At 67.9% G+C, this 22178-nt stretch carries 20 protein-coding genes and 1 other RNA gene; 15 read left to right on the top strand and 6 right to left on the bottom strand.

The genetic code is table 11. The annotated features are described in order from the left end of the window. The first annotated feature begins 41 nt into the window (after positions 1 to 41). Entirely contained in the window at positions 42 to 641 is a 600-nt protein-coding gene (locus tag LG388_RS04675; RefSeq protein WP_225781652.1) for a methylated-DNA--[protein]-cysteine S-methyltransferase, read from the top strand. Continuing rightward, positions 638 to 1606: a DMT family transporter gene (locus tag LG388_RS04670; protein ID WP_225781651.1), complete on the top strand. Its 969-nt coding sequence runs from the start codon at positions 638 to 640 to the stop codon at positions 1604 to 1606. The genes LG388_RS04675 and LG388_RS04670 overlap by 4 nt, the downstream gene beginning before the upstream one ends. Before the next feature lie 18 nt (positions 1607 to 1624). Here LG388_RS04670 and LG388_RS04665 read toward each other — a convergent pair whose 3' ends face one another. Continuing rightward, positions 1625 to 3064 (bottom strand): PLP-dependent aminotransferase family protein, encoded by a 1440-nt coding sequence (locus LG388_RS04665; protein ID WP_225781650.1) that lies wholly within the window; start codon positions 3062 to 3064, stop codon positions 1625 to 1627. 194 nt (positions 3065 to 3258) lie between these two features. Here LG388_RS04665 and LG388_RS04660 point away from each other — a divergent pair, with 194 nt between their 5' ends. The 8 genes from LG388_RS04660 to LG388_RS04620 all read left to right on the top strand — a co-directional run bounded on the left by LG388_RS04660 (position 3259) and on the right by LG388_RS04620 (position 13187). After that, positions 3259 to 3987 carry a c-type cytochrome gene (locus LG388_RS04660; RefSeq protein WP_225781649.1) on the top strand — a complete coding sequence of 243 codons (729 nt, stop codon included), beginning with the start codon at positions 3259 to 3261 and terminating at the stop codon, positions 3985 to 3987. Next, complete coding sequence (locus tag LG388_RS04655) at positions 3984 to 5288, top strand: cytochrome c (protein WP_225781648.1); 1305 nt, start codon at positions 3984 to 3986, stop codon at positions 5286 to 5288. Before LG388_RS04660 ends, LG388_RS04655 begins: the two co-directional genes overlap by 4 nt. Positions 5289 to 5494: 206 nt before the next feature. Next, the gene (locus LG388_RS04645; protein WP_304956840.1) at positions 5495 to 5941 is read left to right on the top strand and encodes a type IV pilin protein; all 447 of its coding nucleotides are present in this window, start codon (positions 5495 to 5497) and stop codon (positions 5939 to 5941) included. Beyond that, positions 5935 to 6561 (top strand): prepilin-type N-terminal cleavage/methylation domain-containing protein, encoded by a 627-nt coding sequence (locus LG388_RS04640; protein WP_225781647.1) that lies wholly within the window; start codon positions 5935 to 5937, stop codon positions 6559 to 6561. The genes LG388_RS04645 and LG388_RS04640 overlap by 7 nt, the downstream gene beginning before the upstream one ends. Before the next feature lie 44 nt (positions 6562 to 6605). After that, the gene (gene pilV, locus LG388_RS04635; protein ID WP_225781646.1) at positions 6606 to 7040 is read left to right on the top strand and encodes a type IV pilus modification protein PilV; all 435 of its coding nucleotides are present in this window, start codon (positions 6606 to 6608) and stop codon (positions 7038 to 7040) included. 8 nt (positions 7041 to 7048) lie between these two features. Further along, a complete protein-coding gene (locus tag LG388_RS04630) occupies positions 7049 to 8263 on the top strand; it encodes a PilW family protein (protein ID WP_225781645.1) in 1215 nt (404 codons plus the stop codon). After that, positions 8260 to 8889, top strand: a complete 630-nt coding sequence (locus LG388_RS04625; protein WP_225781644.1) for a hypothetical protein — start codon at positions 8260 to 8262, stop codon at positions 8887 to 8889. The genes LG388_RS04630 and LG388_RS04625 overlap by 4 nt, the downstream gene beginning before the upstream one ends. Before the next feature lie 14 nt (positions 8890 to 8903). Further along, positions 8904 to 13187 (top strand): PilC/PilY family type IV pilus protein, encoded by a 4284-nt coding sequence (locus LG388_RS04620; protein ID WP_225781643.1) that lies wholly within the window; start codon positions 8904 to 8906, stop codon positions 13185 to 13187. A 278-nt stretch (positions 13188 to 13465) separates the two neighbouring features. Here the strand turns inward: LG388_RS04620 and LG388_RS04615 are convergent, their stop codons facing one another. Next, complete coding sequence (locus LG388_RS04615) at positions 13466 to 13741, bottom strand: hypothetical protein (RefSeq protein ID WP_225781642.1); 276 nt, start codon at positions 13739 to 13741, stop codon at positions 13466 to 13468. 151 nt (positions 13742 to 13892) lie between these two features. On the opposite strand from LG388_RS04615, the gene LG388_RS04610 reads away from it, so the two are divergent. The 3 genes from LG388_RS04610 (at position 13893) to LG388_RS04600 (ending at position 16020) form a co-directional block, all read left to right on the top strand. Continuing rightward, a complete protein-coding gene (locus LG388_RS04610; RefSeq protein ID WP_225781641.1) occupies positions 13893 to 14177 on the top strand; it encodes a hypothetical protein in 285 nt (94 codons plus the stop codon). A gap of 250 nt (positions 14178 to 14427) precedes the next feature. Further along, positions 14428 to 15789 (top strand): IS5 family transposase, encoded by a 1362-nt coding sequence (locus LG388_RS04605; RefSeq protein WP_225781640.1) that lies wholly within the window; start codon positions 14428 to 14430, stop codon positions 15787 to 15789. 18 nt (positions 15790 to 15807) lie between these two features. Continuing rightward, a complete protein-coding gene (locus tag LG388_RS04600) occupies positions 15808 to 16020 on the top strand; it encodes a hypothetical protein (protein WP_225781639.1) in 213 nt (70 codons plus the stop codon). Between the two features lie 82 nt (positions 16021 to 16102). On the opposite strand, the gene ssrA is transcribed toward LG388_RS04600, so the two are convergent. From ssrA to ompA, 4 genes are all read right to left on the bottom strand, one after another. Then, positions 16103 to 16488, bottom strand: a transfer-messenger RNA (tmRNA) gene (gene ssrA / locus LG388_RS04595). A 13-nt stretch (positions 16489 to 16501) separates the two neighbouring features. Beyond that, on the bottom strand, positions 16502 to 17236 hold the full coding sequence (locus LG388_RS04590) for an HAD family hydrolase (protein WP_370630097.1): 735 nt from the start codon (positions 17234 to 17236) through the stop codon (positions 16502 to 16504). Continuing rightward, the gene (gene ubiG / locus LG388_RS04585; protein WP_225781638.1) at positions 17233 to 17952 is read right to left on the bottom strand and encodes a bifunctional 2-polyprenyl-6-hydroxyphenol methylase/3-demethylubiquinol 3-O-methyltransferase UbiG; all 720 of its coding nucleotides are present in this window, start codon (positions 17950 to 17952) and stop codon (positions 17233 to 17235) included. The genes LG388_RS04590 and ubiG overlap by 4 nt, the downstream gene beginning before the upstream one ends. A 104-nt stretch (positions 17953 to 18056) precedes the next feature. Next, positions 18057 to 18713, bottom strand: coding sequence for an outer membrane protein OmpA (ompA, locus tag LG388_RS04580; RefSeq protein ID WP_304956839.1), 657 nt, complete (start codon positions 18711 to 18713; stop codon positions 18057 to 18059). Positions 18714 to 18940: 227 nt separating this feature from the next. Between ompA and gyrA the strand changes: the two genes are divergently transcribed. Further along, positions 18941 to 21580: a DNA gyrase subunit A gene (gene gyrA / locus LG388_RS04575; RefSeq protein WP_225781637.1), complete on the top strand. Its 2640-nt coding sequence runs from the start codon at positions 18941 to 18943 to the stop codon at positions 21578 to 21580. After that, entirely contained in the window at positions 21577 to 22152 is a 576-nt protein-coding gene (locus tag LG388_RS04570; RefSeq protein ID WP_225781636.1) for a DUF2059 domain-containing protein, read from the top strand. Before gyrA ends, LG388_RS04570 begins: the two co-directional genes overlap by 4 nt. Positions 22153 to 22178 lie beyond the last annotated feature (26 nt).

Genomic DNA, 22178 nt, shown 5'->3' with positions numbered 1-22178 from the left:
AAACACGCTTCCTACATCCACACAACATCCCGAGCGTTGCCATGAGATTCCCCCCTTCCCTGCCCTTGCGCCAGCGGCGCATCGCCACCCCCCTGGGCGCCGTGCTGCTGGCGCGCACCGACGCCGGCCTGGCCGGCCTGTGGTTCGACGGCCAGCGCCACAGCCCGGACAGCCGCTGCGTGCAGCGCTGGGCGCCCGACGAAGGCGACGCGCTGCTGCGCGAGGCCGAGCGCCAGCTGCTCGACTACTTCGCCGGCCGGCGGCCGGCCTTCGACCTGCCGCTGGATCTGTCGCATGGCACGCCCTTCCAGCAAGCGGTGTGGCGCGCGCTGTGCGCCATTCCGCGCGGCCAGACCCTGCGCTACGGCGCGCTGGCGGCGCAGATCGGGCAGCCCGCGGCCGCGCGCGCCGTCGGTGCGGCCGTGGGGCGCAATCCGCTGAGCGTGGTGGTGCCCTGCCACCGCGTGATCGGCGCCGACGGCAGCTTGACCGGCTATGCGGGCGGACTGCCGCGCAAGGTGCAACTGCTGACGCTGGAAGGCATCGAAGGCCTGGCAGCGCCCAGCGCAGGGGCGAGCCCCCCGCGCGCCGGTGCCGCGCCGGCGCGCCCGGCGGCCACGGCAGCCGGGGCGCGGGCATGAGCGCCGCACCTTCGACCGAGCGCGCCCCTGCCGGCGCTGCGGCGCCGGCCGCCGCAGCGCCCAAGCCCTGGCTGCTGGACCTGGTGCTGCTGGGCGCGCTGTGGGGCGCGTCCTTCCTGTTCATGCGCATCGGCGCGCCCGAGTTCGGCGCGCTGCCCACGGCCGCGCTGCGCGTGGCCGTGGCCACGCTCACGCTGCTGCCGCTGCTGGCCCTGCGCGGCCAGATGCCTGCGCTGCGCGAACACTGGAAGCCGGCCCTGGCCATCGGCGTGCTCAACTCGGGCCTGCCCTTCGCGCTCTTCGCTTTCGCGCTGATCACCATCAACGCCGGGCTGGGCGCCGTGCTCAACGCCACCGTGCCCATGTTCGGCGCGCTGGTGGCCTGGGCCTGGTTCGGCGACCGGCCGGACGGCTCGCGCCTGACCGGGCTGGTGATCGGCTTCGCGGGCGTGGCGCTGCTGGCCGGCCGCTCGGCCGGGCTGCAGGGCGCCGGCGGGTCCGGCCCGGCTGCGCCGCAGGCGGTCTGGGCCGTGCTGGCCTGCCTGGGCGCCTGCGTGAGCTACGGCATTGCCGCCAATGCCACGCGCAAGCATCTGCAAGGCGCGCCCGCGCTGGCCACGGCCACCGGCAGCCAGCTTGGTGCGACGCTGTTCTTGGCGCTGCCCGCCCTGTGGCTGTGGCCGGCCCAGCCGCCCAGCCTGCGTGCCTGGCTGGCGCTGATCGCGCTGGGCGTGGCCTGCACCGGCTTCGCCTACATCCTGTTCTTCCGCCTGATCGCCAACGCCGGGCCGCAGCGCGCGCTCACCGTGACCTTCCTGGTGCCGGTTTTCGCCGTTGCCTACGGCGCCCTGTTCCTGGGCGAGGGGGTGACGGGCTGGATGCTGATGTGCGCGGCCATCATCGTGGTGGGGGTCGCGCTGTCGACCGGGCTGGTGCGCCTGGGCCGGCGGACGGCCGCCCGCTGACAGGCCTGGGCCGAGGGCTCAGGCCCGGGCGGCCGCCAGCGCCTGCGCCAGTTCGCCCACGCGCTGCAGGGCCGGCGCGAAGCGCGCATCGCCCGGGTGGCCCACATTGAGCCGCAGGTGGTGCGTGAAGCGCCCGTCGGCCGAGAACAGCACGCCGGGGGCGGTGCTGATGGATTCGGCCATCGCGCGCCGGTGCAGCGCCTGCGCATCCACCTGCGCGGGCAGTTCCACCCAGAGGAAGTAGCCGCCCGCCGGCCGCGTCATGCGCGTGCCGGCAGGAAAGTGGCGCGCCACCCCCGCCTGGGCCTGCGCCTGCTGCGCGGCCAGGGCGCCGCGAAGGCGGCGCAGGTGGCGCTCCAGGTGGCCCTGCGCCAGGTATTCCGCCACCGCGATCTGCGGCGGCAGCGAAGTGGCCAGCGAACCCATGGTCTTGAGCCGCTGCACCTGCGCGCCGAAGCGCCCGGCCGCGGCCCAGCCCACGCGGTAGCCCGGCGCCAGGCATTTGGAGAACGAGGCGCAGTGCAGCACCCAGCCCTCGGCATCGAAGGCCTTGACCGGCGGCGGCCGGCGCGCGCCCGCATGCAGCTCGCCATACACGTCGTCCTCGATCATGGGCAGGCGATGCTGCGCCAGCAGCCCGGCCAGCGCCTGCTTGTGCGCCGTGGGCATCAGCGCGCCCAGCGGATTCTGGAAGTTGGGCATGCACCACAGCGCGGCCACGCGGCGCTGGCGCAGCTGGGCCTGCAGCGCGTCCAGGTCCACGCCGGTGGCCGGGTCGGTGCGCACTTCCACGGCCTGCAGGCCCAGGCGCTCCAGCACCTGCAGCGCGGCATAGAAGGTGGGCGACTCCACCGCCACCACGTCGCCCGGGCGCGTCACGGCCTGCAGGCAGAGGTTCAACGCCTCCAGCGCGCCGTTGGTGACGATGAGCTCGTCCTCCTCCAGCGCCACGCCGTGCAGCGCGTAGCGGCGGCGCAGCAGGTGGCGCAGGCGCGGGTCGCCGGCCGTGCGCGCGCTGGTGATCTGCGCCGGCGGCACCTGCCGCAGGGCGCGCGCCCCGCAGCGGGCCAGTGCGTCGAAGGGAAACAGGTGCGAGGCCGGAAAGGCCGAGCCCAGCGGCACCAGCGCCGCGTTCTGCGCGCCGGCGACCAGCTCGAAGGCGAGGTCGCTCAGCGCCACCGGCCGCGCCTGCGCCTGCGGCCGGGCCGCCTGCGGTGCGCGGGGCGCGGGCCGCCGCGCGCGCACGTAATGGCCCGAGCGCGGGCGTGCTTCGACCAGGCCCTGCGCTTCCAGCCGCGCGTAGGCCTGGAACACGGTCGAGGGGCTCAGGCCGCGCTCCCGGCAGATGGCGCGCACCGAAGGCAGCCGCTCGCCCGCGCGCAGCAGGCCGGCCGCGATGGCCTCGGCCAGGTCGTCGGCCAGCTGCTGGTAGCGCAGCGGGCCGGCGCTGCGCGCCATCTGATCCGGTCGTATATCCACAGAACTGAGTCTACCGGTGCAGATCGACCGCGGGCAGGATGGCGTGCGGGCCTGCGGAAACCCGCGGCCCGCTGCACGCGCACTGACAACCGGGCGGGGCACGCGGGGCCAGGAGCCCGGCGCGAATCTGCTACGGTCGGTTCCTGCGCGCGCGCCCCAGAACAGTTCCACCGATGCCGATCCGCAACATCCTCACCACTTGCTGGCTCGCCCTGCTGCTGGCGGCGCCGGGCGCCACCGCCCTGGCCCAGCCGGCCGCGTCCGACATGGCGCCGCGCGTGGCGGCCTGCGTGACCTGCCACGGCCGCGACGGCCAAGCCACCAACTCGGGCTATTTCCCGCGCATCGCGGGCAAGCCGGCCGGCTACCTGTACGAGCAGCTGCGCAACTTCCGCGACGGCCGCCGGCTGCAGCCGGCCATGAACCACCTGCTGACCAACCTGAGCGACGCCTACCTGCGCGAGATGGCCGCGTACTTCGCCGGGCTGCGCTACCCCTACCCACCGCCCGCCGCGCCGGACCTGGCCCCCGGGGTGCTGGCCCGCGGGCGCACGCTGGTGTTCGAGGGCGACCCGGCGCGCGGCCTGCCGGCCTGCGCGAGCTGCCACGGCGCGGCGCTGACGGGCACGGAGCCCGGCATTCCTGGCCTGCTGGGGCTGCCGCGCCTGTACATCGCGTCGCAGCTGGGCGCCTGGCTGACCGGGGAGCGCCGCGCACTGCCGCCCGACTGCATGGCCGAGGTGGGCCGCAAGCTGCAGCCGGCCGACATCCAGGCCGTGGCCGGCTGGCTGTCGGCCCAGCCCATGCCCAGCACGACGCAGGCGGCGCCCGCGGCAGCGCACCCCTTGCCGCAGCCTTGCAGTGCGCAGGCGCAGGCAGCTTCGGCGGGGGCCGCGCGATGACGGCGCCGCGCGCGTCCCGCCGCGGCCTGCGCGTGGCGCTGGCCCTGGGCACGGTGGCGGCGCTGGCGGCCCTGGCCGCCGCGGCCGTGACCTGGCTCAACCTGCGCGGCGAAGCGCCGATCCCCAGCGACGCGCCTGCGTTGGCGGCCAGTGCGCAGCAGATCGAGCGCGGCCGCTACCTGGCGCTGGCGGGCAATTGCGCGGGCTGCCACACGGCCCCGGGCGGCGCCGACTACGCGGGCGGCGTGGGCCTGCCCACCCCCTTCGGCACGGTCTACGCCGGCAACCTCACGCCCGACGAGCGCACCGGCATCGGCGCCTGGAACGCCGCGCATTTCTGGCGCGCGATGCACCATGGCCGCTCGCGCGACGGCCGCCTGCTGTACCCGGCCTTTCCCTACACCAGCTTCACGCAGATCACGCGCGAAGACAGCGACGCGCTCTACGCCTGGCTGCGCACCCTGCCGCCCGTGCAACAGGCCAACCGCGCCCACAGCCTGCGCTTTCCGTACAGCACCCAGGCGGCGCTGGCGGTGTGGCGCGCCCTGTACTTCCGGCCCGCGGCCTTCGAGCCCCAGCCCGGCCAGGACGCCGAATGGAACCGCGGCGCCTACCTGGTCGGCGGCCTGGGCCATTGCATGGCGTGCCACGGCGCGCGCAACGCGCTGGGTGCGACCGACACGGGCCGCAGCCTGGGCGGCGGCCTGCTCACCGGCCTGGGCTGGTATGCGCCCGCGCTGGACGATTCGCGCGAAGCCGGCGTGATGCGCTGGAGCGAAGCAGATGTCGTCGCCCTGCTGCAGACCGGCCTGAACCGCCACGCCTCGGTCAGCGGCCCGATGGCCGAGGTGGTCTACCGCAGCACCCAGCATCTGAAAGCCGAGGACCTGCAGGCCATGGCCCGGTACCTGCGCGCAATTCCCGACCGGCAGGCGGCGACCCCTGCCCCGCCTGCCGCGCCCCCGGGGGCGCCTCCCAGCGCCCAGATGCTGCGCGGCGAGCGCATCTACGCCCAGCAATGCGCCTGGTGCCACGGCGAACAGGGCCAGGGCCAGCCCGGCGCCTTCCCGCCCCTGGCCGGCAACCGCGCCGTGGCCCTGGCCCCGCCCACCAACCTGGTCCGGATGGTTCGCCAGGGCGGCTACCTGCCCGCCACCGCGGGCAACCCGCGCCCCCACGGCATGCCGCCGTTCGGCCATGTGCTGGAGGACGCGGACATCGCGGCCGTGCTGACCTACGTGCGCGGAAGCTGGGGCAACAACGGGTCGGCGCTGGGCCTGCAGGACGTGGCGCGGCGCTGAGAACGGCGCACGAGCCCACGCGAGAGCACGGACGCCGGGGCGGGTTCGAGGGGCAGGTTCGGCGCGTATTCACGTTTCCCGCGGTCGGGGCGACGACGAGCGGCAGATTCCGCGCGCCCAGCGGAATTGCAATTGAACACAATTGAGACAATCATGACACCAACGTGAGTGATCATGACCTGACGCTCCACCCACTCCAGCACCGCATGTTGACGATTCCTCGCCCCTCTGCGCGCAGGCGCGCCGCCCGCTTGCAAAAAGGCTTCACGCTCATTGAAGTGATGATCGTCGTGGCCATCATCGGCATCCTTGCGGCGATCGCCTATCCCGGCTACCGAGACTACGTATTGCGCGGGCGTATCGCAGAAGGCACGGCCGGCCTGCAGACGCTGCGCGCCGACATGGAGCGCCACTACCAGAACCACCGCACCTACGCCACGGCCAACAGCGTGACCACGCCCTGTGGCACCAGCCGCGTGGCAGGCAGTTTCGCTTTGTCCTGTGATGGCACCCCCACCGACGCTGCTTTCACCATCCAGGCCATCGGCGACGGGTTCACGTTCAAGATCGATCAACGCAACGTGCGTTCCACCACCGGCCCTTGGGGCAACTGCGCAACGGCCTGGATTCTCAAGAAGGGCCAAGCGTGCTGACCAAGCCTTCATGCCCATGGTGCACGCCCGACCGTGCCCGGGGATTCACGCTCGTCGAGCTGATGGTCACGATTTCCGTCCTGGCCATCCTGCTCATGATCGGCGTGCCTTCCATGGCGCAATGGATCCGCAACAACCAGGTGCGCGCCGTGGCCAGCACGCTGCAAAACGGCGTGCGCAGTGCCCAGGCAGAAGCCCTGCGCCGCAGCCGGCAGGTGGTTTTCGTGCTCACCGACGACAAACCTACGGCCAGCGGCGACACGGTGGCGGCGAAGGCCAATGGCAAGTACTGGGCTACCTACACCGTGCCCCTGGATGGTTCGAGCGAAAGCCGGGAATTGCTGGACACCGGCGTGGTGAACGACGTGGGGGAAGGCGTGACGCTGACTGGACCGACGGCCTTGTGCTTCAACACCCTGGGGCGTCTCGTCGCCAACACCTCACCCGGCATCACCAGTGCCAACTGCCAGTTGCCTTCCGGCTCGGCACAGCACAGCCTGGACGTAGGCCGCACGGAAGCCACGCGGCGCCTGCGCGTGCTCGTCAGCGTGGGCGGGCAGGTGCGCATGTGCGACCGGGACAAGGACATGGCGACCTTCCCCGACGGTTGCCCGGCCTGAGATCGCACCACTCGTGCCGCAAGACACGCACAGACCTTCCTTCCATGAACGACTTTCACCTCCAGCGCGCGCCACGACCGGGCGTGCGCACGCGCCACGCGCGCGGCTTTTCCCTCATCGAAGTGCTGGTGTCAGTGCTGCTGCTGTCGCTGGGCCTGCTGGGCCTAATCGGGCTGCAGGCGCGCACGATGGAGATGTCCGGCGAAGCCGAGGACCGCAACCGCGCCGCCATGCTGGCAGACGATGCAGCGAGCCTGATGTGGATGCAGCGCTCGGTCACTCTGGACGCCGACACGCTGACTGCGTGGGAGAACGCCGTGGCCGCCCAGTTGCCCAACGGGGAAGGCAGCATCACCTCCGTCTCTGGGGAGCCCGACAGAGTGGACGTGACCATCACATGGCGGCCGCCGGCGCGCGCCAGCGATGACGGCAGCAGGCTGCACACCCGAGTCGTTCTCTCGCAGGACCCCACCCCATGAGTGCCCGCATGCTTTGGCCTCGCGCGAGCCGCGAGGCGATCCAGCGAGGCCTGTCGCTGATCGAGCTGATGGTGGCCATGGCCATCGGCTTGGTCGTGGTGTTGGCCGTCACCAGTTTGATCGTCGTCAGCCAGACGCAGGAGCGAAACACAGGCGGATCCAACGACATGAATCAGGGCAGCGCCTATGCGGCCACGGTGCTGGACCAGGCCGTTCGCAGCGCAGGCGCGGGTTTCGCCCAAGGCTGGGACCTGGGCGCACTGGGCTGCCTGCCTCATCTGTCCCGCAATGGCTCGGCCCTGTTGCCACGCACCGCCGCCCTGCCTGCGCCTTTCGCCGGCCTGCTGGGCGGCGCCACGGGTACAGCCAATCTGCGCATGGCGCCCGTGCTCATCGGGCAGGGACAATCGGAGGGGGGATCGGACATCCTGATGGTGATGAGCGGCAGCGCCGCCATCGGTGATGTGCCGCGCCGCGTGCGCGATTTCATCGACGGCAGCTCGACCGAAAGCCGCGTGCGCGTGGACACGACACTGGCCCTGCATCCCAACGATGTACTGCTTCTGAGCCGACCCGAATCCGAGGCCTGCGTGGTCACGCAAGTGAAGGCCGATTTCGAGCACACCGCCGGAAATGACGTGCTGCCCCTGGGTGGCGACTACTACCGCGAAACTGCCGATGGCAGCAACACGCTGCAGACCGTCACCGGCGGCGGCGAGTCCTTCATCACTGGTCTGGGCAATACCGGCAGCGGCAACCTGTCCCTGCAGCTCTTTGGAGTCGGCGCAAACCGCGTGCTGTCCCGCTATGACCTGCTGCAGACCGGTGGCACAGACGAAGCACAGGCCGTGGCTGAGGGCGTGGTCGCCATGCGCGCCATCTACAGCGTGGACGCGAACATCGACGACCGAACGGCCACGCCCGCTCCCACTTGGACGGAGCCGGCCGGCGACTATGCCATCGGCACGCTGCTGAGCAGCTCGGCGCTGGACCGCGCCCGGGCACTGCGCCGCATCGTGGGCGTGCGCGTCAGCCTGCTCGTGCGCAGCAGCGCCCGCCAGTCGCAGCTGGCCGCGCCCGAGAGCGTGGTCATGCTGGCAGGCCTGCCCGGCGAACAGACCGTGACGCTCAGCGAGGCCGATCGGCACCACGCCCATCGGCTGGTCGAAACCACGATCCCGCTGCGCAATGCGCTGATGGTGCAACCCGAACTCGAACCATGATGACCGGCCTTTCCTTCCTTGCGCGGCCTCCGGCCCCTGCGCCTTTGCGCCGCCAGCGCGGCGCGGCGCTGATCTTCACCCTGGTCGCGTTGATCATCCTGCTGGCCGGCGGCGTGGCCCTCATGCGCTCGATGAACAGCAACCTCGACAACGCCGGAAACCTGGCTTTTCGCCGCGATCTGATCAATCAGGGCGAGGCCGCCGTAGCCAAGGCGCTGGACGTCGTGTTCCCGCAAGGAGCCTCCGCCACCGGCACTGCCTTGACCGCCGCCAACTACAGCCCCGTGCCTCTGCCGGCGAACGCGCAGGGCATTCCGCTGGCGCTGCTCAGCGACACCGAATTCGCCAAGAACGGCCGGGCCGCCAACGACCTGACAGGGCGCGACGGTGTCCGGGTGCGCTACATCATCGAGCGACTGTGCACCGTGGCCACCGAGACCGCCGTCGAGCAAGGGCTGCAGAACTGCGTGGCCTTCTCGCGCGATTCGGGCGGTGGCAGCCACTACCTGCGCGATGGCGCCAAGCCACCCGTCGAACCCGTCTACCGCGTGTCGGCCCGCATCACGGGCCCGCGCAACACGCAGGTCTTCATCCAGAGCTCGATCACCCGGCCCGAACCCCTTTGAACTGCCGCTCCGCCATGAGCCACATGCCCCTCACCCGACTCCGGCGCGCCTGCGCGCTGACGCTGGCAGCACTCGTGCCGCTGCAAGGCCTGGTCGCACCGGGCACCGCCGCAGCGCAGGTGCCCTTGGCCAACCAGCCCGTGTTCGCCAGTGCCAGCGTGCCGGGCAACCTGGCCCTGGCACTGTCGGTGGAATGGCCCACCGCTTCGCGCATGGCCCACACCGACAACTACTCGAGCAGCAGCACCTTCCTGGGTTATTTCGATCCGAACAAGTGCTACACCTACCAGTACAGCGAGACGCGCAACAGCACGGACACGGGCAACACCAGCTATTTCCAGCCCGCCGGCGCCGCCACCAACCGCACCTGCGTCGGCAAGTGGAGTGGCAACTTCCTGAACTGGGCAGCCACGGCGGCCATCGACCCCTTCCGCTGGGCCATGACGGGTGGTCGGCGAGTCGTCGACACAGCCACGGAAACCATCCTTGAGAAAGGCTGGCATTCGGGCCAGGGCTTGTTCCCGGACCGATCTCTGCCAGCCAACATGGTCTCCGGCGCCACGCCGCTGACCTCGACCACGCCCATGCTTTTGCGAGTGAACGGCATGGGCTTTCGCATGCGCTTCACGCTGCTGGCAGCACGCAATTTCACGGTTCGATACTGGAACAACACCAATTTCAGCAATCCAACCGCCCGAGGCGACGAAACCAACGTTCCGGCGGACAAGAACTGGGGCAACAACGCGCCGACCACCAACGTCAACGCGGACAACTTCTCCACGCGCTGGACGGGCACTTTCACCGCTCCAGTCACGGGCGCCTATCGCTTCCGCCTGGAGCATGACGACCTCGGCATTCTCTGGGTCGATCCGTCGGGGAACAGCACCTTCAACAACAGCACCCGCATCATCAATGAGTCGGGCAACGGCACCCACGACTCACGCACAGTCAACCTGACGGCTGGCAGCAATTTCTCGGTGCGCATCGATCATGCGGATACCGGCGGAGGCGCCAGACTTGTTCTATGGTGGTCCACGCCCAATTCCGGTGGCGCGTTTCAGAAGTTCTCGTCGCCGCTCGAAACCACGGCAGCCGTCGCTTACAACAACACCGCAGCCGTCGACGGGGTGTACGACCTGACCATGCGAGTGAAGGTCTGCGATCCCTCAAGCACTGCGGGCGGCCTGGAAAGCAACTGCAAGGCCTACGGCAGCAACTACAAGCCCGAAGGGCTCGTGCAGAAGTACGCACAGGACATGCGCTACAGCGCCTTCGGCTATCTCAACGATTCCAGCACGATGCGAGACGGGGCGGTGCTGCGCGCCCGGCAGAAGTTCGTGGGCCCCACCCAGCCCGTGCCAGGCCAGCCAAGCATCACCAACGCAGCGGCGGAATGGAGTCCGAGCACAGGCATATTCGTGCGCAACCCCGATTCCGCCGATGCGGCGGCCACCACTTCAGCCACGGGGGTCACGATCAACGACAGCGGCGTGATCAACTACTTGAACCAGTTCGGCCAGCTGATTCCAGGCAGCTACAAGAGCAATGACCCCGTGAACGAACTTTTTTATTCAGTGCTGAGGTACTACCGCAATCTGGGGAACGTACCCGAGTGGTCGAACATGGGCAATGCCAGCGTCGCCGACAAGAGAGTCTGGCTGGATGGCTTTCCGGTGATCACCAACTGGGACGATCCGATCCAATACTCCTGTCAGCGCAACTTCGTGCTGGGCATCGGCGACATCTATACCCACCGCGACAAGAACGTGCCGGGCAATGACTCGTCGGACGGCGAACCGGCCATGCCTAGCGCCGTGTCGGCCGACACCTCGGTCAACGCCATGACGGCTACCAACAAAGTCGGTGTCCTGCAGGGCGTGGGCGGCGGCTCTTTCGCCACCATGGCCTCGGGCGCGAGCTATTCGCGCTCCTACATGGCTGGGCTTGCCTATGACGCGAACACCAAGGACATCCGGCCCGATGTCGCCAGCGACGCCAAGACCCATGGCAAGCAGACGGTGCAGACCTATTGGGTGGACGTGCTGGAGCAGCCCTTCGTGGCCAACAACAAGTTCTACCTCGCGGCCAAGTTCGGGGGCATGAAGGTGCCGTCCAACTTCGACCCCTATACCTTCGCCGGCACGATCCCGCTGGACTGGTGGTCAACGACGGGTGAAATGGTGGGCTCGCAGAACCGCCCCGACAACTACTTCACGGCTGGCCGCCCGGACACCATGGTGAGCGGCCTGACGCGCGCGTTCGAAAACATCGTGGGCGACATCAAGGCCTTCACCACCTCGTTCTCGCTGGCGACCAAGCAAATCACGGCGGCCAGTAACGCATCGTATGCGACGCAGTATGACTCCTCCAATTGGAGCGGCGAACTGACAGGCAGCGTGATTACCGTCGACGCCAGCGGCATGCCCCTGCTGGCCGCCACCCCCACTTGGAGCACAGCCACGCGCTTCGAGAACCAACTGGCGGGCACGGGCTGGGACACCCAGCGCCGGGTGGTCACCTGGGATCCCGAAGCTTCCAACGGCGCCGGCGGTGGCGTGGCATTCCGCCACAACACCATCTCCACCGCGCAGAAAGCCCTGCTCGACACGACGTACGTCGCGGGGGATGACAGCGCGGACTATCTGAACTGGCTGCGCGGCGACATCTCGCGCGAAGCCAATGGCTACCGTGCGCGCTCGACGACCCTGTCCACGGGCGTCAAGCGCCATCGCTTGGGCGATATCGTGAACTCCAAGGTCACGGTCGTGGCCGGCCCACCCGCCAATTACTCGGAAACCGCGAACCCTGGCTACAGCGACTTCAAGGAAGCCAACAGGAACCGCCAGACCATGCTGTATGTGGGCGCCAACGATGGCATGCTGCATGCCTTCAAGGGAGGGCTGGGCACCGATGCGGGCACCGAGCTGTTCGCCTACATCCCGAGCGTACTGTTCCAGCCTGATCCCGCAGATCTCACGGCTCCCAGCACCGATGGTCTGCTGGGCCAGTTGGGGCAGCCCGCCTATGCACACCGCAACTTCGTCGATGCCACGGCCAGGGTGTTCGACATCGATTTCAACAATGCTGGGGGCGCCTTCGCCACTACCGTAAGCGCGGACGGCACGACCAACGCCAGTTGGCGAAGCGTGCTGATAGGAGGATTGGGCAAGGGGGGGCGTAGTTATTACGCCATCGATGTGACAGACCCATCGGCCATGACCAGCGAATCCGTCGTGGCCGGCAAGGTGCTGTGGGAGTTCCCGGCCCGCAACAAGCTGCCCACGGCCGCTGGCGGCACCTGTACCAGCAACTGCATCGACATGGGCTACAGCTTCGGAGAACCCATCGTCGTGAAGACCGCCAAGTACGGGTGGGTGGCCATGTTCACCTCAGGCTACAACAACGTGGACGGGAAGGGACACCTGTTCATCGTCAACCCGACCAACGGCGCACTGCTGGAAGACATCAGCACCGGGGCGACCAGTTCCAGCGGCCTGGCCCGACCCACGGCCTACGTGCGCGACTACAGCGACATGACGGCCGATTCGGTCTATGTGGGTGATCTGGACGGCCAGTTGTGGCGCTTCGACCTGAGCGCGGCGCGCGGCTCGAGTGGCAGCTATCCGGCGCCGGTCCGGATCGCTCTGCTCACCGATACCGCAGGCAATGCGCAACCCGTCACCTCACGCCCCCTTGTGGAGATCCACCCCGTCAAACGCAAGCGTTTCGTGATGGTGGGAACCGGCCGCCTGCTGCACAGCAATGACATTCAGGACGCCCAGGGGCAAACTTTCTATGCCGTCGTGGACGGCGGCATTGCGACTTTCGCCGGCCAGGCGAACGACGGCGAGGCGTGGCCTGTGGCTCGGGACCAGTTGATGGACGTGACCGATCCGACGATCGGCGTCGACGTGGACGGCAAAGCCGGCTGGCGCCTGGAGTTGGGCCACACCGGCACGGTGGGCTGGCGTGTGGTGGGCGATGGCGCCGACGCCTACAACGGCATCATCGGTATCGCCAGCTTCCCCTCTGTCCTCCCAACGGGCGATGCGTGCAGCCCCTCGGGCCTGAGCCGGGCCTACGCGCTGAACTATGCGAGCGGCAAGACGGTGCTGAAGGATGGCTTGGCCTACATGAGCGTCAACAGCCTGATCACCGACCTGAATTTCCTGACCATCCGGGGCAAGACGCAACTGATCGCCGGCACCGACCAAGGGGGTATTCAGAACGTGCCGGGCAACTTCGGGAACCCCGACCCTCGCCGCCTGAGCTGGCGCGAGATTCCAGTCGGCAATTGAAGTGCTTACCGCCTCGGCGTTCGGCTCGCCGAGGCGGCTCTCCAAAAGATACGTGCACTCGGTTCACATCTGGTGATGAGACCCCAGCCTGGGCACCCAGTCGCAAGCGTGCATGCCGTCAGAAGCAGAAAAAAGGCGCTTACCGATCTCTCAGTAAGCGCCTCTTACCGGCAATTGGTGGAGCTGGGGGGATTTGAACCCCCGTCCGCAAGCCCGCAGAGCCTTTATCCATGCGGGTTTCGCTCGCTGGCGCGCAAAACGTGTGAGAAACGTGTGACTCAGCGGCCCGGAGGCAGGCTCACCACGCCCACGTCGGCCGCCTGCTCGCGCGGCCTGATCCAGAACACCCACAGCCCGCGCAGCCACGCGAAGCCGTACAGCACCGACACGGCGAAGATGCCCCACTGCTCGGCCTTCCAGCTGGCCCAGAACCAGAACGGCTGCCCGATCAGCCCGAATATGCAGGCCCAGCGCTGCAGCCGGGGCCGGCGCTCCTGGGACAGCCAGGCGGCGAGCGCGCCCAGAATGGGGATGGCGATTTGATCGATGGGCATGGCGGATTGTGCTGGATGGATGCACAGTAGGTCTGGGCGGCATGGTCCGATTTCAAATCCGAGCATGCGCGTCCGGAATTCGGACGCGCTCCCTGTCGGCCGGCGCCGCGAGTTCACACCGATGCCACGGCCGGAGCGGTAGATTCCGCCCATGCCGCTCCGCATCACACTCCAGGACTACCCCGGCGCCGACCCGGCCATGCTCACCACGGCCGTGACGCGCTTCCGGCGCGAGCTGGAGCGCAAGCTGGGCGGCGAGGCCGAGGCCGCGTTCAAGGCCTTCCAGAACGCCAGCGAGTCCAGCGCCGATGAGTTGACCAAGGAAGAGCACCGGCTGGCCAGCGCCTACCACGCCGCCTACGAGGCCGCGCGCACGGCCGGCTTCCGCGACCTCGGCGATGTGCAGGAGGCGTACTTCGACGTGCGGTTGACCTGAGGGGAGGCCGCTGCCATCATGAGGCACCACAGGCACGATCCGCCGTTTCTCCTCCCTGACGGCGGCTGCGGCTTGGCCCACCCACGGCGGTGGGCCTTTTTGCTGGCGCCTGTACGCAGCCCCTTAGTCCGCCCTGAACAACTCGCAAGCCCTTGATCTGACTGGTTGTTCTTCGAGTTGATGGGCGCGGGATTTGCAAGGTATGGTCTTGCCAGTGCCTGTTTTCTTGCAAATTTCTCCGGGGAGTCCGATGGGTCCGAAGCCTTCGCAGCCGCAAACGGGCGAGTTGTTTCGTCCACGACTGGACGAGCAGATCAACATGAAGCATCCGCTGGTCAGGCTGGGCGCGCTGATCGACTGGGCCGAGATCGAGCGCACGTTCGCGGTGTCGTTCACTTCGGGGCGCGGGCGGCCCGCCTTGGCGCCGCGCCTGGTCGCCGGGCTGCTGTACCTGCAGCACACCTTCGATGCCTCCGACGAGGCGGTGGTCAACACCTGGGTGGAGAACCCATACTGGCAGTTCTTCTGCGGCGAGACCTACCTGCAGACCGAGCTGCCCATTGACCCGTCCAGCCTGACGCGCTGGAGAAAGCGCGTTGGGGAAGAAGGCGTGGAGATGCTGCTGGCGGCCAGCATCGATGCCGCCCGGCGTGGTGGCGTCATCAAGAAAGCCAGCGTGCAGCAAGTGATCGTGGACACCACGGTGATGCCCAAGGCTATCGCTCACCCCACCGACAGCCGCCTGCTGGAGCGAAGCCGCCAGCACCTGGTCAAGGTGGCCGAGGGCAATGGGCTGAAACTGCGCCAGAACTACAACCGCATCGCCCCACGGCTGGCCGCGCAGATCGGGCGCTACGCCCACGCCAAGCAGTTCAAGCGCATGAACAAGGCCGTTCGCACACTGCGCACCCGGGTTGGCCGCGTGCACCGCGAGGTGGCCCGCCAACTGCACATGCTGCCCGAAGCGGCCCAGGCCAAGGTCCAAGACCTGCTGCAGCGCACCGGCCGCATCCTCAGTCAACGCACGAAGGACAAGAACAAGCTGTACGCCCTGCACGCGCCCGAGGTCGAATGCATCAGCAAAGGCAAAGCCAGGACACCGTACGAGTTCGGCGTGAAGGTCAGCATCGCTACCACGTTGAAGGAAGGCCTGGTGGTGGGCATGCGCTCCATGCCGGGCAACCCCTACGACGGCCACACCCTGGCTGAGACACTGGAGCAGGTGGGCATCCTCACTGGCACGGACAGGCCGCCCGCCACGGCAATCGTGGACAAGGGCTACCGGGGTGTGAAAGTTGAAGGTGTGCGCATCCTGATGTCGGGCCAAAAGCGGGGCATCACCCGAACGCTCAGGGCCATGATCAAGCGGCGCAGCGCCATCGAACCGGCCATTGGGCACATGAAGATGGACGGGCGGCTGGGCCGCAACCCGCTCAAGGGTGCGCTGGGCGATGCGCTGCACGCGGTGATGTGCGGTGCCGGGCATAACCTGCGCCTGATCCTGGCCGCGCTGCGGCTTTATTGCGCCCGATTCGGGTTATCGATGCAGGCGGTCATCGCCGCACTGCTGGCCGCTCCTGGCGACGTCAGCCTATCTGTAGCTGACAACTGAATTGTTCAGGGCTGACTATTGAGCGAGGGCGAGAACCCTGCGTACATCGCCAAGCTGCTCGGCCACAAGAACACCGAGATGGTGATCCGCAACTATGCTCGCTGGGTCGATCAGGGCGCGGCTCTGGGGTTCGAGCGGCCCGCCGCACGCTACGGCCGAGAAAGCCTACCGGGCTTGCCGGCTTGGCCCAAGCCCCAGGAAGGGGGCAAAACGCGTGTGAGAAACGTGTGAATCGGGGGCCGTTCTGTGACGGATCAGGACGGAGCGGGTGGTCGCTAAGTCGTTGATTTATATCGATTCACACGGTTAAAAATGGTGGAGCTGGGGGGATTTGAACCCCCGTCCGCAAGCCTTCGTCGCGCAGTTCTACATGTTTAGCGGTCTGTTTTGGGTCTCGCCGTCAGTGGCGCGCAGGCGCACGCTCCACTCACAGCCAGCATCCTTGAATCTCGCCATGGCCCAAGATGCCCGGACCACGGCCAGCCAATGTGGATTCCCTTGCAGCCGGGAGGCACCAGATTGCTCTAGCGCCCCCTTGCCCAGCCCATCGGCCAACTGTTGCAAGGCTCACCGGGATTAAGCGGCGAGTGCGAAACGTTCGTCGTTTGCAGTTAGTTTGTTTGAATCTGTTTAACGAGCGCATTCAGCTCGACATGCCCCGCTGCGATCCCGAACCCACGTCGAAACCAGTGCAGCCCCAGAGCTTCGCATTTTAGGCCTCTTCCAGCAGCTTCAAGAGGGCCAGTGGCGAAGAAATGGTCGCGTCGGCCTTCCACAGCGTCACGTCGGCGCGCGCCCCCATGTAGCCGTAGGCGGCCGCGACCGTGCGCATGCCTGCCGCGCGGCCCGCGACGATGTCGCGCTCGTCGTCTCCCACATAGATGCAGGCCCCGGGCGGTACGCCCAGACGCCGGGCGGCTTCCAGCAAAGGTTCGGGATGGGGCTTGGCGTGCGGTGTGCTGTCACCGCTCACGATGGCGCCGGCCGTGGCGAAGAGCGGCCGCGCGGCCGTCAGCGGCTCGGTGAAGCGCCGCTGCTTGTTGGTGACCACGCCCCAGCGCAGGCCCCGTGCCTGAAGCGCCTGCAAGAGCTCCGGCACGCCCTCGAACGCATGCGTGCCTTCGAGCATGCGGCGCTCGTACCGCACGAAGAACTCCTCGCGCAGCGCGGGAAAGTCGGGCGAGTCGGGCGTGATGCCGAAGGCGATGCCCAGCATGCCGCGCGCGCCGGCGCCGGCCATGGGCCGATAGTCTGCCAGCGGCAGGGAAGGCAAGCCCCGTTCGGTGCGCATCTGGTCCGCGGCGGCGCCCAGTTCGGGCGCGCTGTCCACGAGGGTGCCGTCCAGGTCGAACAGCACCGCCTGCAGCCTCCCTGCGGCCACTGGACGGCCTTCCTGCTGTGGGCCCGCGGTGACGGCAGCGCTTTCGTGCGGCAGAACGGCGCTCATGCGGCAGCCGGCCGGCGCGTGGCGACCATGTAGTTGACGCTGGTGTCGTTGCTGAGCCAGTAGCGGCGCGTGACCGGGTTGTGCTGCAGGCCGCGCATCTGCTGCAGTTCCAGGCCGGCGGCACGGCAGTGGCCCGCCAGTTCGCTGGGCCGGATCAGCTTCGCGTATTCGTGCGTGCCGCGGGGCAGCATGCCCAGCACGTACTCCGCACCCACGATGGCGAGCGCGAATGCCTTGGCGTTGCGGTGGATGGTGGACAGGAACACCCAGCCGCCGGGCTTCACCAGCGTCGCGCACGCCCGGACGACGGAGGCCGGGTCCGGCACATGCTCCAGCATTTCCATGCAGGTCACGATGTCGAATTGGCCGGGCATCTCGGCCGCCAGCGCCTCGGCGCTGACCTCGCGGTACTTAACGCCCCGCGTGCCGGCTTCCAGCGCATGAAGCTGCGCCACCTTCAGCGCCTTGCTCGCCAGGTCGATGCCCAGCACCTGCGCACCGCGGCGCGCCAGGGCGTCGGCAAGGATGCCCCCGCCACAGCCGACGTCGACGACACGCTGATTGGCCACAGGCGCCAGCGTTTCGATCCAGTCCAGGCGCAGCGGATTGATGTCGTGCAGCGGCCGGAATTCGCTGTCCAGGTCCCACCAGCGGTGCGCGAGTTCGGAGAATTTGGCCAGTTCGGCCGGATCGGCGTTGAGCTTTTCTGCGGTCATGCGCAAATTATCGGCGTGCCCTGCGGCCGCAGGGCCCAGGCCTGCCGTCCGTACAAAACAAAAACCCCGCCGAGGCGGGGTTTCCGAAGATCGCGGGATCCGAATCAGTTGGCGCGGGTGCCGACCACTTCGATTTCCACGCGGCGGTTCTTGGCGCGGCCTTCCTTGGTGCGGTTGTCCGCCACAGGCTGCTTCTCGCCCTTGCCTTCGGTGTAGACGCGGTTGCGTTCGATGCCCTTGGAGACCAGGTAGGCCTTCACGGCTTCGGCACGGCGCACCGACAGGCGTTGGTTGTAGGCGTCCGAACCGATCGAGTCGGTGTGGCCGACGGCGATGATCACTTCCAGGTTGATGCCACGGATCTTGCTGACCAGGTCGTCCAGCTTGGCGCGGCCTTCGGGCTTGAGCACCGACTTGTCGAAGTCGAAGAAGGCGTCGGCAGCGAAGGTGACCTTGGACGCGGCGACCGGGGGAGCCGGCGGAGCGACAGGCGCTGCGGGAGCCGGCGTCACGGCGGGAGCAGGAGCGGCGGCGGGAACCAGAGCACCATCGCAACCCACAGCAGCCGTGGCGGGCGTCCAGTTGGAATCGCGCCAGCACAGTTCATTCGTGCCGTTCTTCCAGACCAGTTCGCTCGTGCCGTTCTGCCAGTTGTCGATCACGGGGCCACCGTTGGCGGCGGTCACACGGGTCTGCGCGCCGGCGGCCGTGGCGATCGCAGCGACTGCAAACATCATCGCCACTTTGTTCAGTTTCTTCATGGTTCTCCTCTTGGGGGGAAAAAGCCGCAGCCGCGCTGCGAATCAAGGACGTCTCAAGTGACCACCACCCAAAACGTTCAGATGATTGTGCCATAGGGTCTTTGGCAAACCGGCTTGGGCGGGGGGCGCAAGCGTAGGACGGCGGCGGAATCCGGCCTGTTCTGTTGCTTGGTCGCCACATCCCCGGGGGCGTAAAATCCGCCATTCCGCCCAGTCTTGACGCCTTGATGACTTCCTTCGCCAAAGAAACGCTGCCCATCAGTCTCGAAGAGGAGATGCGCCGCAGCTACCTCGATTACGCCATGAGCGTGATCGTCGGTCGCGCCCTGCCGGACGCCCGCGACGGGCTCAAGCCGGTGCACCGGCGCGTGCTGTACGCGATGCACGAGCTGAACAACGACTGGAACCGCCCCTACAAGAAGTCGGCGCGCATCGTGGGCGACGTGATCGGCAAGTACCACCCGCACGGCGACCAGTCGGTTTACGACACCATCGTGCGGCTGGCGCAGGATTTCTCCATGCGCCACATGCTGGTGGACGGCCAGGGCAATTTCGGTTCGGTCGACGGCGACAACGCCGCGGCCATGCGATATACGGAAATTCGCCTGGCCAAAATCGCGCATGAAATGCTGGCCGATATCGACAAGGAAACGGTCGATTTCGGGCCCAATTACGACGGCAGCGAGAAAGAGCCGATCGTATTGCCCAGCCGGCTGCCGAATTTGCTGGTCAATGGCTCGGGCGGTATTGCCGTGGGCATGGCCACCAATATTCCGCCGCACAACCTGGGCGAGGTGGTCGATGGCTGCCTGCACCTGCTGCGCCATCCCGAGGCCAGCATCGACGACCTGATGGAGATCATCCCGGCGCCGGACTTCCCCACGGCTGGCGTGATCTACGGCATCAACAGCGTCAAGGAAGGCTACCGCACCGGCCGCGGCAAGGTGGTGATGCGCGCCAAGTGCCATTTCGAGGACATCGACCGCGGCCAGCGCCAGGCAATCATCGTCGACGAGCTCCCCTACCAGGTCAACAAGAAGACGCTGCAGGAGCGCATGGCCGAGCTGGTGCACGAGAAGAAGCTCGAAGGCATCAGCCACATCCAGGACGAGTCCGACAAATCGGGCATGCGGCTGGTGATCGAGCTCAAGCGCGGCGAAGTGCCCGAGGTGGTGCTGAACAACCTGTACAAGCAGACCCAGCTGCAGGACACCTTCGGCATCAACATGGTAGCGCTGGTCGACGGCCAGCCCAAGCTGTGCAACCTCAAGGACCTGATCGAGGTCTTCCTGCAGCACCGCCGCGAAGTGGTCACCCGCCGCACGGTCTTCAACCTGCGCAAGGCGCGCGAGCGCGGCCACGTGCTGGAAGGCCTGGCCGTCGCGCTGGCCAACATCGACGAATTCATCCGCATCATCCGCGAGTCGCCCACCCCGCCGGTCGCCAAGGCCGAGCTGATGGCCCGCGCGTGGGACAGCCAGCTGGTGCGCGAGATGCTCACGCGCACACGCGCCGACGGCGGCATCGTCAATGCCGACGACTACCGCCCCGAAGGCCTGGAGCGCGCCTACGGCCTGCAAGGCGATGGCCTCTACAGGCTGTCGGACACGCAGGCCCAGGAAATCCTGCAGATGCGCCTGCAACGCCTCACGGGCCTGGAGCAGGACAAGATCACGGCCGAATACAAGGAAGTGATGGCGGAGATCGAGGACCTGCTCGACATCCTGGCCAAGCCCGGGCGCGTGTCCACCATCATCGGCGACGAGCTCACGGCGCTGAAGCAGGAATTCGGCCAGACCAAGCTGGGCGCGCGCCGCAGCCTGATCGAGCACAGCGCCTACGACCTGTCGACCGAGGACCTCATCACGCCCACCGACATGGTGGTGACACTCTCGCACTCGGGCTACATCAAGAGCCAGCCGCTGTCCGAGTACCGCGCGCAAAAGCGCGGCGGGCGCGGCAAGCAGGCCACGGCCACCAAGGAAGACGACTGGATCGACCAGCTCTTCATCGCCAACACGCACGACTACATCCTGTGCTTCTCTAACCGTGGCCGGCTGTACTGGCTCAAGGTGTGGGAAGTGCCGGCGGGCTCGCGCAACTCGCGCGGACGGCCCATCGTCAACATGTTCCCGCTGCAGGACGGCGAGAAGATCAACGTGGTGCTGGCACTGACCGGCGAGGCGCGCAACTTCCCGTCCGACCGATTCGTGTTCATGACCACGTCCATGGGCACCGTGAAGAAGACGCCGCTGGACGAATTCAACAACCCGCGCAAGGCCGGCATCATCGCCGTCGGCCTGGACGAGGGCGACTACCTGATTGGCGCCGCCCTGACCGACGGCAAGCATGACGTGATGCTGTTCAGCGACGGCGGCAAGGCCGTGCGCTTCGACGAGAACGACGTGCGCCCCATGGGCCGCAATGCGCGCGGCGTGCGCGGCATGACGCTGGAAGAAGGCCAGGGCGTGATCGCCATGCTGGTGGCCGAGGACGAGCAGCAGAGCGTGCTCACCGCGACCGAAAATGGTTACGGAAAACGCACCAGCATCACCGAATACACGCGACATGGCCGGGGAACCAAAGGCATGATCGCGATCCAACAGAGCGAGCGCAACGGCAAGGTCGTGGCCGCGACCCTGGTGCATGCCGACGACGAGATCATGCTCATCACCGACACCGGCGTGCTGGTGCGCACCCGGGTGAGCGAGATCCGCGAACTCGGCCGTGCCACGCAGGGCGTCACGCTGATCGGCCTGGACGAAGGGGCCAAGCTCAGCGGCCTGCAACGCATCGTCGAGAACGACGCCCATGCCGGGGCGGAAGCCGAAGGCGATTCCAACACCTCCACAGAAAGTCCTGAATGAAAGCACTGAAACTCTCCCTGCTGGCCGCCACGCTGGCCACCTCCAGCCTGGCCCTGGCCCAGGACAAGGCGGCGCTGATCAAGCAGTTCCTGGAACTGCAGCGTCCCGGCGTGGAAGCGCTGGCCCGCGGCCTGGTCGAGGAGTCGAGCCTGCCCGTGGCCCGTGCCGGCGCCGGCTACCTGCAGACGCAGGTGCCCGAGGCCAAGCGCGAAGCCGCCGGCAAGGCCGCCGACGCCGAGCTGAAGAAGTACTTCGACGAGGCCTACCCCATCGTGCGCGACCGGGCCGTGCAGGTGGCACCGGCCGCCCTGACGCCGGTGCTGGAACAGAACTTCTCCGAAGAGGAACTGCGCCAGCTGGTGGCCTGGATCAACTCGCCGGTGAGCAAGAAGTACCAGGAAATCAACCCCCAGCTGCAGGCGGCCCTGGCCGAGAAGGTGGTCGCCGACACGCGCACCAGCATCGAACCCAAGCTGGACCAGCTGGACAAGGCGGTGGCCAAGGCGCTGGGGGCACCCACGGGTCCTGCCAACGGCAACGCCGCGGGCACCAAGGCGCCGGCCAAGAAGTGAGCGCGGCGGGCGGGCCTCGGCCCTAC

The organism is Xenophilus sp. Marseille-Q4582, assembly GCF_916700565.1.
Lineage (GTDB): Bacteria > Pseudomonadota > Gammaproteobacteria > Burkholderiales > Burkholderiaceae_C > Xenophilus.
This window is presented reverse-complemented; position numbering and strand designations above follow the sequence as displayed.